We start from the raw sequence: 14,914 nt of genomic DNA, 5'->3' as shown, positions 1-14,914 counted from the left end.
TATGAATCATCAAGAATCATTAACAGCTTATCTAGCTGCCTTTGTTGTTGAGTTAGTACAAACAGGAATAAAAGACGTTGTTGTTAGCCCTGGGTCTAGGTCAACCCCTATGGCAATGGTGATGGCAGAACACCCAGAATTAAATATCCATATCCATGTAGATGAACGTTCAGCAGCTTTTTTTGCTTTGGGAATCGCAAAAGCTACAAACAAGCCAGTGGCCATTTTATGTACTTCTGGAACAGCAGCAGCGAATTATTTTCCGGCAATTATTGAAGCTCGGTATTCACGTGTACCTTTACTGGTTCTAACAGCTGACCGTCCACATGAGCTTAGAGAAGTTGGTGCTCCACAAGCGATTGACCAAATTCATTTATATGGGCAGCATGTAAAATGGTTTGCAGATATGGCTTTGCCTGAGAATAGCAATGAATTGATTCGTTATGCCCGAACTGTTGGTGCACGTGCAGCTGCCATTTCAAGTCAGGCACCGGCTGGACCAGTCCATCTTAATTTTCCGTTCAGGGAACCGCTCATACCAAAATTAGATGAAGAAATCTTCGAATTAAAAGAACGCCCTATGGGTTATGTTCAGGTTCGGAATGGGGAATTGACACTTCGTGAGGATGAATTTAGGGAGATTTCTCAAAAGCTGAATGGTTATAAAAAAGGAATTATTGTTTGCGGAAACATTGCTGACAACCGGTTTGCTCAGGCTGTCACAGAGTTGTCAGCAACTTTAAAATTTCCAGTTTTAGCAGATCCCTTGTCACAGCTCAGGAGTGGACTACATCCACTAGAGAATATTGTGGAGGCCTATGATACTTTTTTACGGAATGAAGACGCCAAGGAATATTTGAAGCCAGATGTCATTCTTCGCTTTGGGGCAATGCCTGTTTCAAAGGCATTAACCATATTCCTAAAAGAGAATCATCAATCTGAACAATTTGTCATTGACGGGGCAGGAGGCTGGAGGGATCCGGCAACATTATCAACGGAAATGATTTTCTGTAATGAAACCATTTTTTGCGAGCAGTTATCAGGCTTAACGGAAATAAAAGAGTCAACAGAATTCTTAGAAAAATGGCGAGAAATTAATGAGCTTACAAAAGCAAACATGGCTTTAATCAAGGATAGCCAGATGTTAAGCGAGGGCCGATTGTTCTATCAAATAGCAGAAATGCTCCCTGAGCAAGCTACATTGTTCGTTGGGAACAGCATGCCTATAAGAGACTTAGATAGTTTCTTTCTCAATAATCATAAATCAATAAATGTAATGGCCAATAGAGGCGCTAATGGAATTGATGGAACGGTATCAACCGCCCTAGGAGCAGCATTATATTCACAACCATTATATCTGGTTTTAGGAGATCTAACTTTTTTCCATGATTTAAATGGGATGATTGCAGCGAAGCTATATGGAATAGATATAAGAATTATTGTTGTTAACAATAATGGTGGGGGTATTTTCTCCTTCCTTCCACAATCGCAGCATCCAAAGAATTTCGAACTTTTATTTGGTACTCCATTAAACTTAGAATTTGAGCATGCTGTCCGGATGTTCAATGGAAACTATACGAAAGTACAAGACTGGGACCATTTCCGTGAACTAATGAAGCAATCATCCGATGTTAAGGGATTAAATGTATATGAAGTGGTAACAAATAGAGACAGCAATTTAGCACAACACCGCGACTTTTGGCGGATTGTTTCCCAGGAAATATCAAATTTTGTCAAAGGTATACATTAATGAAGGTTAATATTAACGATCTAAATGTTCATGTCGAATTGTGCGGGGAAGGATTTCCGTTATTATTATTACATGGCTTTACTGGAGATTCATCCACATGGACACCTTTTTGTCCGACTTGGGGTAAGCACTCAAAATTAATTATCCCAGACATTATAGGTCACGGTGAAACAGAATCACCCTTAGATGTAAATCGCTATAAGATCGAATCAGCAGCTAAAGACTTGCTTAAGCTTCTAGATGAGCTTGAAATTGAACAAACGGATTTACTCGGGTATTCAATGGGGGGAAGACTTGCTCTGACTTTTGCAATTCTATATCCGGAGAGAGTTCGAAAGCTTATTTTGGAAAGTGCGTCTCCAGGACTGAAGACGGAAGAAGAAAGAATACAGCGCTGTATGAAAGATGGGGAACTAGCAAACTTTATTAATAATCAAGGAATTTTAGCTTTTGTTAACTATTGGGGAGGAATTCCACTTTTTTTAACAATGAAAAATCTTCCCGAGCCAACACAAGAAAGTATTAGGGAACAAAGGTTAACCAATAATCCTAAGGGTCTTGCAAATAGCTTAATAGGTATGGGGACAGGTTCTCAGCCATCCTGGTGGGAAAAGTTGAACTTGGTGAAATGCGAAGTGCTGCTGCTAACAGGAAGGTTGGATGAAAAATTTTGCAGGATTGCTGAAAGAATGCAGAAGGATATGAAAAAAGCTTCATGGATTGTAATTAAGGATAGTGGCCATGCAATTCATGTGGAACAAAAAGAAAAGTTTGATACAATAGTAAGTGACTTTTTGTCATTAAACTAAGGAGGAGATTGTTTTGACAGTAGAATGGGTAGCAGGACGTAAATATGAAGAAATTCTATACGAAACATATAACGGAATTGCGAAAATCACAATTAATCGCCCACATGTACATAATGCATTTACACCAAGAACCGTTATGGAGTTAATTGATGCGTTTGCCATTGCGCGTGATGATTCTAGTGTAGGAGTTATCGTCTTAACAGGAGCTGGAGAAAAGGCATTTTGTTCAGGCGGTGATCAAAGTGTGCGTGGACATGGAGGATATGTCGGAGAGGATCAAATTCCACGTTTAAATGTGCTTGACTTGCAACGCTTAATTCGTGTCATTCCAAAACCAGTTATCGCAATGGTTAAGGGATATGCGATTGGCGGCGGTCACGTTTTACACATTGTCTGTGATTTAACAATTGCAGCCGACAATGCTGTATTTGGACAAACAGGTCCTAATGTAGGTAGCTTTGACGCTGGTTATGGTTCAGGCTATCTTGCTAGGATTATTGGTCATAAAAAGGCTCGTGAAATTTGGTTCCTATGCCGTCAATATAATGCACAGGAAGCTCTTGATATGGGCTTAGTAAATACGGTCGTTCCACTTGAAAGAGTCGAAGAAGAAACCATTCAGTGGTGTAATGAAATCCTTGAGAAAAGCCCAACTGCCCTTCGTTTCATAAAGGCAGCAATGAATGCAGATACGGATGGATTAGCTGGTCTTCAGCAATTCGCTGGAGATGCAACATTGCTTTACTATACTACGGAAGAAGCCAAAGAAGGCCGTGACTCATTCAAAGAAAAGCGTAAGCCAGATTTTGGTCAATTCCCTCGTTTTCCTTGATTTTAAAATTTTTGAACGCAGCTTGATGGATTCCATCAGGCTGTTTTTATATCGAAAAGCGTAAGCCACTAGGCCGCTTGCGTTAGAAAGAATAAGAAGGTGAAATATTGAATAACGAAACAATGTCTAACTTTTTGAAAAATAGGGCGTTCCTTACTCCGGATAGGGCTGCTGTTTATTTTAATAAAAGAACAATAACGTTTAAGGAATTATATGAGAGCTCATATCAAACAGCTGGGAAGCTCCAAGCTTTAGGATTGAAAAAGGATCAATATATAGGTGTATTACTAAAAAATCATCTTGATACCGTCGTGATTTTATTTGCACTTCAGCTAATAGGTATTAAGGCAGTTATTTTAAACAATCGACTAACGACAAAAGAATTAGTGTGGCAGTTACATGACTCTAAGGCAGCCTCGTTAATTCTCGAAAATGATATAGATGAAATAAAAGAAGAGGTAAAAGTACCAGTTTTTACAAAAGATGAATTGTTTGCAGCTACTCCAAACATTCCTGAAATACAGGATGAAATAAACTTGGGGGATATCTGTACCGTCATGTATACATCGGGTACAACAGGGAATCCGAAGGGTGTCATTCAAACATATGGCAACCATTGGTGGAGTGCTGTTGGATCAGCATTAAATTTAGGATATACTGAATCTGACCGCTGGCTTTGCAGTGTTCCACTTTTTCATATAAGCGGTTTTTCCATTTTAATGAAAAGTGTTATCTATGGGATGCCTGTCATTCTACATGAAACATTTGACGCTATCAAAGTAATAGAGGATATAACAACGAAACGAGTCACCATAATGTCAGTAGTAGGAACCATGCTTTTTAGGATGGTTGAAACACTTAAGGATGCCCGGCTGCCAAATCATTTCCGCTGTGCGCTTTTAGGAGGCGGTCCTGCACCTTTACCGTTGTTAGAGGCATGTAAGTCAAAAGAAATTCCGGTTTTTCAATCCTATGGAATGACGGAGACAGCTTCACAGTTCGTTACACTGTCTCCTGAGTACAGCATTACAAAACTTGGTTCAGCGGGTAAGCCGTTATTTCCTTCCCAGCTTAAGATAATTTTGGAGGATGGAAAAATAGCTTCGGCAAAACAAGCTGGTGAAATTATTGTTAAAGGTCCAAACGTCACTATGGGTTATTTATATCGTCCAGAGGTAATAAAGGAAAAATTTAAAGAAGGTTGGTTTCATACAGGAGATATTGGTTATTTGGATGAAGAAGGTTTTTTATATGTGCTTGATAGACGCTCTGATCTCATTATATCAGGTGGTGAAAACATATATCCTGCGGAAATTGAATCTGTATTATTAGCCCATCCTGATGTAGCTGATGCAGGAGTCACAGGCATCGATGATGAAATATGGGGACAGGTTCCAGCTGCATTTATTGTAAGAAAAGAAGGGGCCAATGTTACTAAGGAAGAACTTAAACAATTTTGTTTAGAAAACTTAGCGAAATACAAGGTACCGAAAACGTTCCACTTTACTGAAAAACTTCCAAGGAACGCTGCTAAAAAGCTCCTGCGCAGGAAGCTGTGTGAATTGGTATAGAAGGTGGGAAAAGTGAATGAACATTGCACAAATTAAACTTAACGTGATCAGTATGCCATTGAAATCACCTTTTCACACACACTTAGGTACCGTAAAAGAACGTGAAGGAATAATCATAGAGGTAATCGATTCTGATGGAGTGTCAGGCTATGGGGAGGGAGTGGCTTTTTCAACTCCATGGTATACAGAAGAAACTGTTAAAACCAGTTTACATATGTTAGCCGATATTTTAATTCCTTTGCTTAGGAAGAACCCAATAAAACATCCTGAAGAGGCTGCTATTTTATTTAAGTCAATTAGAAGAAACAATATGGCTAAGGCTGGACTAGAATTGGCTATTTGGGATTTGTATGCAAAAAGGAATGCTGAAGCCCTTTCTTCAAGTATTGGCGGCACTAGGAAAAAAGTTGCTTCTGGTGTGGTGGTTGCAGCTGATTCTCTAAGCAGTTCTCTTAATCAAATTGAAAAATACCTAGAAGAAGGATACCAGCGAATTAAAGTTAAAATTAATCCTCAACAGGATTATTCTTTGTTAGCTGGAATCCGTCGCCATTATCCAGAACTTCCTATAATGGCTGATGCTAATTCTGCTTATACATTGAAAGACATTGAGAGATTAAAGGCTATGGATGACTTTAATCTCCTAATGATTGAACAGCCACTCGCAAGCGACGATATCATTCAGCATTCATTGCTACAAAAAGAGTTAAAGACCCCAGTCTGTTTAGATGAGAGTATTGTGAGCTTTGAAGATGCTAAAAATGCGATTGACCTTGGAAGCTGTAGGGTAATAAATATTAAAGCAGGAAGAGTGGGCGGCCTTTATGAAGCAAAAAGGATTCATGATTATTGCTTTGATAAGGAAATAGAAGTATGGTGCGGGGGAATGATTGAATTTGGAATATCTCGCGCGCATAATATTGCTCTTGCTTCACTTCCAGGATTTACGATCCCCGGTGATATTTCTGCTTCCAATCGATTCTGGGAGGAAGATATCATTAAACCTGAGGTAAGGGTTGAAAATGGATTTGTGACAGTACCTGATACCCCAGGAATTGGGTTTGGTATTAATAAAAAAAGACTCCAAGAAACCACACTCCTAGAGAAATCATTTAAATTCGAAAACAGTTGGCTATGTTAAAGCTTATTATTGATTTTGGCACTCTGTGATTTGTGCGGAAGGGGCGAGACTCCTCGAAAATGCTACACATTTTCTATGTGCGTGGGCAGATTCGCGGAAGTAATTCAATGTCCTGCAGGAGGACGGGACAGGGGAGACCCCGCTCATCTCTTAGCCCCGAGGAGTAGGAAAAGCTGAAGCGCCTTGTACAGCCCCGACAAGCGCTGGAGGGCCTGACGATGAAGTCGTTCTTTGACTTCAACGTTGGGACCGAAGCGCCTCGAGGGGCTAGGCGCTGCAGCTAGACAGGCTTCACGAACCGCCTGCGGAAAGCGAAGCGCCTCGTGACAGGCAGAGACTGCCTGTCACTGCGGTGATTATTCAAAGAAGCTTTCCTTAGTGGAGCACAAATCAACAGCCTAGTTTAACAGAGCCAAACAAAATAAATAAACCAGACAAAAATGTCTGGTTTATTTTTATAATTTATATATCTGAAGGTTCAAATGTTTTACAATCGGTTTCTTGGGTGTTATCGGCTGTTTTCCCTTTATGGCTGACAACATAAATACTTTCAGCACTGCATTTATTACCTTTTGCCCAATAAGAGCAGTTGTTAACTTCACATAAAACATCTTGTGCCATTTTGTATCACTCCTTAGAATCATTGGTAATACATAAATAGCTTTTGATTTTTTACGTCTATTCATCCCTGTAAGTAAAAGGGAACGAATGAACTAGTTTAAGGCTTTTTTTAGTGATTCTAAGTTCTGCTCCATTAGTGAAAAATATGTTTCTTTATCCTTGATATTTTTCTTTGTTAATACTCCTAAATTATGAACCGGTAAAGCCCTTGCACCAATTTCCTCCTGAACAATCTTCGCTAATTTGGATTGGACGTTTTGTTCGAAAAGGATATAATGGAGACCTTGCTCGTCAGCGATCGTAATAATTTCTTCTAGTTCTCGCTGTGTTGGTTCATTGGTTGTAGATAGACCAGAAATACTGATTTGTTCGATGCCGTATCTTTGCTCCCAATAACTAAAAGCCGCATGAGTTACAAGGATATTTCTATGTTTTGAATCTTGAATGGTACTTTCAAATTCCGAATGTAATTGATCTAATTCCTTTGAAAGCTGCTGATAATTTTGATCGAAGGTTTCTTTATTTTGGGGCATTTTTTCAACTAAAGAATTTCTTATTACAGCTGCCATTTCCTTCGAATAGATGGGGTCAAGCCATACATGGGGATTAAAATCTCCATGGCCCTCATCCTCATGGTCATCATGTGCTTCATGCTCTTCAGCAGGTTCTAATATCAAATTCTCAGCTACTGGTATCATCGAGACGTTTTCGCTTTTTAATGATTCCTTTGCTTTTTCCACAAATCCTTCTAATCCTAAACCGATGTAGAAAAATAAGTCTGAATCAGCCAGTTTAATCATATCCTTTTGGGATGGTTCAAAGGTATGCTCATCGGCTCCTGGTGGATAAATAGTATTAATAGTAACGAATTTACCTCCGATACGCTCTGTAAAATATTGAAGCGGGAATACAGTAGTATAAATGGTGATTTTGTCTTTCTCTTTTTCTGTTACATCTTTTTCGGCACTGCAGGCAGACATTAACAGTAATAAAATGACTATTGGATAAAAGATAATTTTTTTCATATTTGCTCCTTTAAAAGATAATAAACCGGAGTTATTACGATTTATAGTTGAAAAATTTTTAGGGATTCGAATGTTTAAAAAATGTATAATACGGAACGATTCCGATTTCCTTATGTATCTTACAAAAAAAATACGATAATTGCAAGCATAAAGTTGATACACCATTTAGTTTTTATGTATGCTTATAGTAACCAAATAAAAGGTGGGATAATTATGTCATTATTAAATGAAATACTTGATTATAATCAAAAATTTGTTGAAAGTCGTGAATATGAGAAATATGAAACAACAAAATTTCCGAATAAAAAAACGGTCATTTTAACTTGTATGGATACAAGATTATTGGAATTATTGCCTAAGGCTTTGAACTTAAATAATGGGGATGTAAAGACTATTAAAAATGCTGGGGCACTGGTATCTCATCCATTCGGAAGTATTATGAGAAGTATTCTTATTGCTGTATATCAGCTTCAAGCAGAAGAAGTCCTAGTCATTGCTCACCACGATTGTGGGATGAGTGGATTAAAAGCTGAACCAGTAATAGATAGTATGTTAAGCCGAGGGGTAAAAGATGAAACCATTGATACGCTTACCTATTCAGGTATCAATATAAAAAAATGGCTGCATGGATTTGAAAATGTTACTGAAAGTGTCGAACATAGTGTGGAGGTAATTAGAAATCATCCATTAATGCCTGAAGGTGTTCCGGTGCATGGGTTAGTTATTGACCCAAAAACAGGAAAATTAGACCTAATTGTTGATGGGTATCAAAGTTAAATTTCCTTTTTTTCTGGCACCGGGTCAATTCCACCTGGATGAAAGGGATGACATTTAAGAATTCTCTTTAATGTAAGCCAGCCACCTTTGAAAGCTCCAAACCGTTGAACGGCTTCTAACCCATAATGGGAACAAGTAGGGTAAAAACGACAGCTTGGCGGTTTAATCGGGGAAATGGCAACTTGGTAGAATCGAATTATGGAAATAAAAATTTTTTTCAACATAGGGACACTCCCTTTATCAATTTACTAAAAGATATCATATAAAAGAAAAAACGTCTAAATTGTTAAATGAAACAATGTTGATGAAAAAACTCGGAATTTATAGTATGATTAGTTTTAGATATTAATAAGGAGTGGGGATAAATGCCTTCAGTAGAAAGTTTTGATTTAGATCATAATGCCGTTAAAGCACCTTATGTTAGACATTGTGGCGTCCATAAGGTAGGAAGCGACGGGATTGTTAATAAATATGATATCCGTTTTTGTCAGCCGAATAAACAGGCGATGAAGCCAGATGTCATTCATACATTAGAACATCTCCTTGCCTTTAATCTTCGTGCACACGTTGAAAAATATGATCATTTCGATATTATCGATATTTCACCTATGGGCTGTCAAACAGGTTATTATTTAGTTGTTAGTGGTGAGCCGACAATCGAAGAAATCATTGACCTTCTTGAAGATACTATGAAGACGGCAGTTGAAAAACATGAGATTCCTGCAGCAAACGAAAGACAATGCGGACAAGCGAAGCTCCACGATTTAGAGGGAGCAAAGCGCCTAATGCGCTTTTGGCTTGAGCAAAGTAAAGAAGATTTAAAACAAGTATTTGCTTAAACGAAAAGAATTCCTATTCTTAATGAATAGGAATTCTTTTATGAATTTTTTTCATTTTCCTCTTTTTTGTCGTTATTTACATATGGATTATCATCGAGTGGATCTACTGTATGTTTAAATGAATAAGCTTTTGAAGTAGTAATGACTGCAAGCAATAGCACTACGATAATGATAACTATGCTTACCACAAATATCGTATACATATTTTCCCCCCTTGTATTCTTATATTCTAGCATGGTTTTACACTTTTTTAACCAAAAAAAGAAACTGCAGGATGCAGTTCCTTTTTGCTGGCTGAATCCAGCTCCAGCGCCTAGGGGCTCGGGGTCATAAGCTTGTCTAGTTGCGGCTCCTTGGGACTCGAGGCATAAGCCACCCCCTGAAGAAGGCAAAAAGCGCCTTCTTGTAGTGGTCGTCTTATGCCTTCGTCCCAGGGCAGTCGCCTCCACATTTCATTCAATCCGTCAAGAAGGTTAAAAGAACAACCTTCTCGCCGCCTCGTCTTATGCCTGTCGCCCCGAGGAAAAAATGAACTTCTTTTTTCCCTGAGCAAGGCGCTTCCGCTTTTTATTGTGGTATGTAATAATTAATGGATATTCCTTGGATAATAAGTATGGGCGCGCTGTTGTCCGTACTCCTCTTGCGCAAATTTTCCTTTTAAGCTCTCAATTAAATAGAGCCCCATTAAATCATATAATTCTTGTTTATCCATCTCTTTTATCAAATGGAGAAGATCCTCATGTGACATTTCTTCTAAGAAGGCGAATGCTAACATATCAATATCCTCTTCATCACCTGTCAGCTTGTCGCGATACATTTGAAATAATTCATCGACTAACCTCATCTCGTTCACCTCCAAAGAATTTTTTAAAATTTTTTCCTTACTTATTCAATTCCCTTAATGATGAAAAATATCCTCTATCTTAGAAGCAGAAATGGCAAAAATGTTAAAATCCATTTTCTTAATATTATGACAATTATACATGATTCAGTTCTAAAAAAAACGTCGAAATTTGAAAAAGAATAAATTTTATTTGATTGTGGGAAATTCTAAATAATATTAATAAGGGGATGACATAATGGATGAGCAAAAAAAGACCTATTATATAGATGTTGGGCATGGACAAATATCCCAAAGTTCAACAGCTTCCACATGGAGCTTTAAAATCCAAGCAAATGATGAGGAAATCACGCATTTAAGAGAGCTATTTGATCAAAATTATTCAACGGAATGGCAAAATTTCATGAGAGCCCATGTTCCCTATGTTCAATATCATCATGATCGTGAAAATGACGCCTATGACAATACCATCCAGCAAGTATATGGGATAATTTACAACCTCGGAGATGAGGAAGCAAAAAGTCATATTGAATCGATGAATATTTTACCAAAATAAGATTAAAAAGGCGGAAAATCCTTTCTATAGGGATTTTCCGCTTTTTTTCGATTATAATGAATCCAAAAAGGGAACCCAAGAGGAGAGCAAAGATGAAGGAGTTTTATGATAAATACGGGAACAAGGTGGAGCTATCTTTTGCAGCCAACGCATTCGAAAAAAATGCAAAGCATGTGCTTGTTATTAGCCAGTATGAGGGTGCTTGGTATTTAACCAATCATAAGGTCCGAGGTCTAGAATTTCCAGGTGGAAAAGTGGAGCAAGGGGAGTCCCTTGAAGAAGCTGCTCGGCGAGAGGTCTATGAGGAAACGGGTGCAACAGTGGACGAACTTTCACAGATAGCAGAATATAAAGTGACTGAAGGAAAAGATTCTTTTGTGAAGGCCGTTTTTTGGGGCAAAATAAAATCGATTAGTAAAACTAATAACTATTACGAAACCTATGGACCAGTTGTGGTGGAAGGAGATATTTTGCAAATACGGTTTGGAGATGAGTACAGTTTTATTATGAAGGATGATGTGATTCCAGCGTGTATAAATTATATAAACAAGCTCCAAATTGAAAAAGAATAGCGACAAAATTTTATAAGCCGCTATTCCTTGATAAGTTTTTTCTCTAACAGCTCCACCAGCTGATACATAATCGTGGCGACGACAGCAATAACCAGCAGTGATAAAAAGACCAGTGTAAAATTAAATACTTGGAAGCCGTAAATAATCAAGTAACCAAGTCCCCTCGAGGAAACTAAGAATTCACCAACAATGACACCCACCCATGATAATCCAACATTCACCTTTAAAGTTGAAATGATTGTTGGGAAACTCGCGGGCAGAATGGCCTCTTTAAAGCATTGAAAACGTGTCGCCCCGAAGGTTTGAAGTACTTTTAAATAGTTAGGGTCCACTTCTTTAAAAGATGTATAGACGACAAGTGTAGTAATAATAACCGAGATAATGGCACCCATCGCAATGATTGAAGGATATCCAGGACCTAGGGCAACAATTAGAATCGGTCCCAAAGCTACCTTTGGCATCGCATTTAAAATTACCAGATAGGGGTCGATAATTTTTGAAAATATCGGTGACCACCATAGTAAGGCTGCTAGTAAGGTTCCAAGCAGGGTACCTAAAATAAAACCAAAAATAGTTTCTGTTAAGGTTACACCAAGATTAGATAGTAATGAACCATCTTGAAATTTTTCTAAAAATAGATTCCAAATCTTAGATGGGGAACTAAACAAAAGCGGGTCTATCCACCGCTGCTGACTGGATATTTCCCAGCCTGTGAAAAAGACTAAAAATATGATCACCTGATAAAATCGAACCCATCTTTTTTCAATCGTAAGAGAATGTAAATAATTTTTATGGAGGAGGTTCACCTTATTCTTTCCCTGACTCAAGTGACTCCAACTCCTTCCAAATTGTTTGAAAGATACTAGAAAAGGTCTCGTGGTTCCTTGCGTTAAAAGGAGACAAACTTCTTAGTTCATCCGGCATCTGAAATACCTTATGAACCCTGCCCGGGCTTGGCGAAAAGAGTACAACCCGGTCGCTCATGGCAATGGCTTCCCCGATATCATGTGTGACAAGGATGGCTGTTTTTCCGAATACGTCAAGCGTTCTAGATACTAGGTCCTCGAGCTTTAACTTAGTTTGATAATCTAAAGCAGAAAAGGGTTCATCCAGCATAAGCAGTTTAGGTTCGGTTGCCAGTGTTCTTACAAGAGCAGCACGCTGCCTCATACCGCCTGAGAGCTGCTTCGGAAGCTGCTTCTCAATCCCGCTTAAACCCATTTGCTTTAAAAGGTCTAAAGCAGCTAGCTTGGTTTCATCATTCAATTGTTGAGATAGCTTCAAACCGAGGAGGATATTTTCTTCAATCGTTTTCCATGGAAAAAGGTAATCCTGTTGAAGCATATAGCCGATTTGATTTTTTAATCCTGATAGTGGTTTGTTTTCAAGTAAAATGGTCCCTTGGGTAGGCTTTATTAGCCCGGCAATAATTGAAAGCAATGTTGTCTTTCCACAGCCGCTAGGGCCGAGGAAGGAAACAAATTCTCCTTCCTCAACTTGCAAGGTAATCTCAGAGAGGGCCGTGGTTGCAGAGGCTTTAGTGAAATAAGTGTGATGAACATCCTTAATAGCTAAAAAACTCATTTGGACGGCCTCCCATTTTAATTATTCTTCTTTTACTTTTTCAGCTATCTCAGTATTAACAAGTGTTTTATGATCTACCACTTCTGGAAGTTCACCGGCTTCGTCCATGATATCCTGGAGATTGTTCCATTCTTCTTCATCAAGAATTGGATCAGTAGCAAAGGAGCCTTGCTCTTTATAGCGGTCTATTACTGTACTAATAAGTTTAAGGTCTGTATCAGGGAAATAGGATTTAATAGCCTCAGCGGCTTCATCAGAGCTATGTGTTTCGACCCATTGCTGTGCCTTGTAAATGGCTCTAGTGAATTTTTCTACGATATCTTGGTTTTCTTTCATGTAGCTATCTTTTGTCATGAAGGTTGTATAAGGGACATGCCCTGATTCAGTTCCAAAGGAAGCAACAATATGTCCTTTTCCTTCTTGTTCAAAGATACTTGCCTGAGGTTCAAATAATTGAACAAACTCGCCAGTCCCTGAAGCGAAAGCACTTGGAATATTAGCAAAATCTATATTTTGAATGAGATTTAAATCCTGATGAGGATCGATTCCATGTTTCTTAAGAACAAATTCACCAACCATCTGTGGCATACCGCCAGTACGCTGGCCTAAGAACGTAGATCCTTTTAATAGATCCCATGAGAAATTATCAATTTTATCTCTTGAAACAAGGAAAGTACCGTCTGTTTGCGTTAATTGCGCAAAATTAATGACAGGGTCATTCGAATCCTGGGCGTACACATAAATAGATGTCTCAGAGCCTACTAGGGCTATGTCGGCACCACCTGATAACAAAGCAGTCATGGTTTTATCACCGCCAAAGGCTGTTGATAGTTCAACATCTAAACCTTCTTCTTCGAAAAACCCTTTAGCGATGGCAACATATTCAGGAGCATAGAAGATGGAACGGGTAACTTCCACTAATCGGACCTTTTCGATTTTCTCTGTGTCGGGTTTGTCAGTACCGTTACAAGCTGCAATTGAAAACATGAGAATCACAATGAGAAGCGATGAAAAACAGAATTTAAACCATTTTTTCACACTAAAACCCCCTTTAAGTAAGGCGAAATCTGGGCTATTGGCCTACCATATCGTATGATAAAGTAATAAATGTGTGAATGCCCAGTACATAAATTTTTTGATGATTGAAAGGAGGGTGCAATGTAAGGTGAACAAAGATAATGAAAAAATCATCGAGGCGTATCGATTCCCTTCACCCAATCCTAGTGTGGAAATATGGGAAATAACCTATCTATCTAATGGATTGAGAGTAAAAGGGATGCTTGCCGAACCGAAAATGAAAGGAAACCATGACGGATTTTTATACTTGCGGGGCGGCATTAAAAATGTTGGAAAAGTAAGACCTGCAAGAATTGCACAATTTGCCTCTGAGGGGTTCGTGGTATTTGCTCCCTATTATCGGGGGAATCAAGGTGGAGAGGGAAATGAGGATTTTGCTGGAGAGGATAGGCAGGACGCATTTACAGCCTTTGAGCTATTAAAAACTATACCTGGGGTGAGAGATATCCATGTATTTGGTTTTTCCCGAGGTGGTGTAATGGCATTAATGACAGGAGTTGAATTTCCAGAGGCAGCTTCCATTGTGACCTGGGGCGGAGTAAGTGACATGTTTTTAACATACGAAGAAAGAAAAGACTTGCGGAAGATGCTAAAAAGGGTAATTGGCGGAACTCCGGGGAAATATCCAGAAAGATATGAGGAGCGAACCCCTCTTTATAATCTTGAAAAGATAACAGCCCCTGTCCTCATTATCCATGGGGTAAATGACCAGAATGTATCCGTGGAGCATGGCTACAGACTTGAGCGAGGACTGAAAGCTCTAAATAAACAGGTGGAAAGCTGGTATTTTAAGGAGTTTACTCACTACTTTCCCCCGGCGGTAAATAGAAAAATCGTAAAGGATTTATCGAAGTGGATGAAAAATCAAATCAAAAGATGATAAAATAAAGTAAGTCTAAATGCTGAGGAGCGGGTACAT

18 protein-coding genes are annotated in these 14,914 nt (G+C 38.7%); 10 read left to right on the top strand and 8 right to left on the bottom strand.

Features of this window, described 5'->3' with window-relative positions:
- Position 1 precedes the first annotated feature (1 nt).
- From menD to menC, 5 genes are all read left to right on the top strand, one after another.
- A complete protein-coding gene (menD, locus tag QNH48_RS24480) occupies positions 2-1,750 on the top strand; it encodes a 2-succinyl-5-enolpyruvyl-6-hydroxy-3-cyclohexene-1-carboxylic-acid synthase (RefSeq protein WP_283952364.1) in 1,749 nt (582 codons plus the stop codon).
- Complete coding sequence (menH, locus tag QNH48_RS24475) at positions 1,750-2,559, top strand: 2-succinyl-6-hydroxy-2,4-cyclohexadiene-1-carboxylate synthase (RefSeq protein WP_283952363.1); 810 nt, start codon at positions 1,750-1,752, stop codon at positions 2,557-2,559. The genes menD and menH overlap by 1 nt, the downstream gene beginning before the upstream one ends.
- Before the next feature lie 13 nt (positions 2,560-2,572).
- Positions 2,573-3,391, top strand: coding sequence for a 1,4-dihydroxy-2-naphthoyl-CoA synthase (gene menB / locus QNH48_RS24470; protein WP_095251387.1), 819 nt, complete (start codon positions 2,573-2,575; stop codon positions 3,389-3,391).
- A 107-nt stretch (positions 3,392-3,498) separates the two neighbouring features.
- A complete protein-coding gene (locus tag QNH48_RS24465; protein WP_283952362.1) occupies positions 3,499-4,962 on the top strand; it encodes an o-succinylbenzoate--CoA ligase in 1,464 nt (487 codons plus the stop codon).
- A gap of 16 nt (positions 4,963-4,978) precedes the next feature.
- Positions 4,979-6,103: an o-succinylbenzoate synthase gene (gene menC, locus QNH48_RS24460; RefSeq protein ID WP_283952361.1), complete on the top strand. Its 1,125-nt coding sequence runs from the start codon at positions 4,979-4,981 to the stop codon at positions 6,101-6,103.
- A 462-nt stretch (positions 6,104-6,565) separates the two neighbouring features.
- Here menC and QNH48_RS24455 read toward each other — a convergent pair whose 3' ends face one another.
- On the bottom strand, positions 6,566-6,724 hold the full coding sequence (locus tag QNH48_RS24455) for a DUF1540 domain-containing protein (protein WP_283952360.1): 159 nt from the start codon (positions 6,722-6,724) through the stop codon (positions 6,566-6,568).
- A gap of 92 nt (positions 6,725-6,816) precedes the next feature.
- Positions 6,817-7,749 (bottom strand): metal ABC transporter solute-binding protein, Zn/Mn family, encoded by a 933-nt coding sequence (locus QNH48_RS24450; protein ID WP_283952359.1) that lies wholly within the window; start codon positions 7,747-7,749, stop codon positions 6,817-6,819.
- Between the two features lie 213 nt (positions 7,750-7,962).
- Between QNH48_RS24450 and QNH48_RS24445 the strand changes: the two genes are divergently transcribed.
- Positions 7,963-8,526, top strand: coding sequence for a beta-class carbonic anhydrase (locus QNH48_RS24445; RefSeq protein ID WP_283952358.1), 564 nt, complete (start codon positions 7,963-7,965; stop codon positions 8,524-8,526).
- On the opposite strand, the gene yidD is transcribed toward QNH48_RS24445, so the two are convergent.
- Positions 8,523-8,750 (bottom strand): membrane protein insertion efficiency factor YidD, encoded by a 228-nt coding sequence (gene yidD, locus QNH48_RS24440; protein ID WP_095251396.1) that lies wholly within the window; start codon positions 8,748-8,750, stop codon positions 8,523-8,525. The two genes, QNH48_RS24445 and yidD, sit on opposite strands and share 4 nt — an antisense overlap.
- A gap of 141 nt (positions 8,751-8,891) precedes the next feature.
- Between yidD and QNH48_RS24435 the strand changes: the two genes are divergently transcribed.
- Complete coding sequence (locus tag QNH48_RS24435; protein ID WP_095251397.1) at positions 8,892-9,365, top strand: S-ribosylhomocysteine lyase; 474 nt, start codon at positions 8,892-8,894, stop codon at positions 9,363-9,365.
- Positions 9,366-9,403: 38 nt separating this feature from the next.
- Here QNH48_RS24435 and ytzI read toward each other — a convergent pair whose 3' ends face one another.
- Positions 9,404-9,568 (bottom strand): YtzI protein, encoded by a 165-nt coding sequence (ytzI, locus tag QNH48_RS24430; protein WP_095251398.1) that lies wholly within the window; start codon positions 9,566-9,568, stop codon positions 9,404-9,406.
- Positions 9,569-9,951: 383 nt separating this feature from the next.
- On the bottom strand, positions 9,952-10,209 hold the full coding sequence (locus QNH48_RS24425) for a DUF6154 family protein (protein ID WP_095251400.1): 258 nt from the start codon (positions 10,207-10,209) through the stop codon (positions 9,952-9,954).
- Positions 10,210-10,444: 235 nt separating this feature from the next.
- Between QNH48_RS24425 and QNH48_RS24420 the strand changes: the two genes are divergently transcribed.
- Together QNH48_RS24420 and ytkD are read left to right on the top strand one after the other, a co-directional pair.
- Positions 10,445-10,762: a hydrolase gene (locus QNH48_RS24420; protein WP_283952357.1), complete on the top strand. Its 318-nt coding sequence runs from the start codon at positions 10,445-10,447 to the stop codon at positions 10,760-10,762.
- 92 nt (positions 10,763-10,854) lie between these two features.
- A complete protein-coding gene (gene ytkD, locus QNH48_RS24415) occupies positions 10,855-11,334 on the top strand; it encodes an RNA deprotection pyrophosphohydrolase (protein ID WP_283952356.1) in 480 nt (159 codons plus the stop codon).
- A 20-nt stretch (positions 11,335-11,354) separates the two neighbouring features.
- On the opposite strand, the gene QNH48_RS24410 is transcribed toward ytkD, so the two are convergent.
- Genes QNH48_RS24410 through QNH48_RS24400 form a run of 3 tightly spaced genes read right to left on the bottom strand, consistent with a single transcriptional unit; the run spans position 11,355 to position 13,956 of the window.
- On the bottom strand, positions 11,355-12,161 hold the full coding sequence (locus QNH48_RS24410; RefSeq protein ID WP_095251404.1) for an ABC transporter permease: 807 nt from the start codon (positions 12,159-12,161) through the stop codon (positions 11,355-11,357).
- A complete protein-coding gene (locus QNH48_RS24405) occupies positions 12,142-12,918 on the bottom strand; it encodes an ABC transporter ATP-binding protein (protein ID WP_283952355.1) in 777 nt (258 codons plus the stop codon). The genes QNH48_RS24410 and QNH48_RS24405 overlap by 20 nt, the downstream gene beginning before the upstream one ends.
- Positions 12,919-12,939: 21 nt before the next feature.
- A complete protein-coding gene (locus QNH48_RS24400; RefSeq protein WP_481858437.1) occupies positions 12,940-13,956 on the bottom strand; it encodes an ABC transporter substrate-binding protein in 1,017 nt (338 codons plus the stop codon).
- 100 nt (positions 13,957-14,056) lie between these two features.
- Between QNH48_RS24400 and QNH48_RS24395 the strand changes: the two genes are divergently transcribed.
- Positions 14,057-14,875: an alpha/beta hydrolase family protein gene (locus QNH48_RS24395; RefSeq protein ID WP_481858436.1), complete on the top strand. Its 819-nt coding sequence runs from the start codon at positions 14,057-14,059 to the stop codon at positions 14,873-14,875.
- Positions 14,876-14,914: the final 39 nt, after the last annotated feature.

Origin of the sequence: Neobacillus sp. YX16 (assembly GCF_030123505.1) — a bacterium.
Lineage (GTDB): Bacteria > Bacillota > Bacilli > Bacillales > Cytobacillaceae > Neobacillus.
This window is presented reverse-complemented; position numbering and strand designations above follow the sequence as displayed.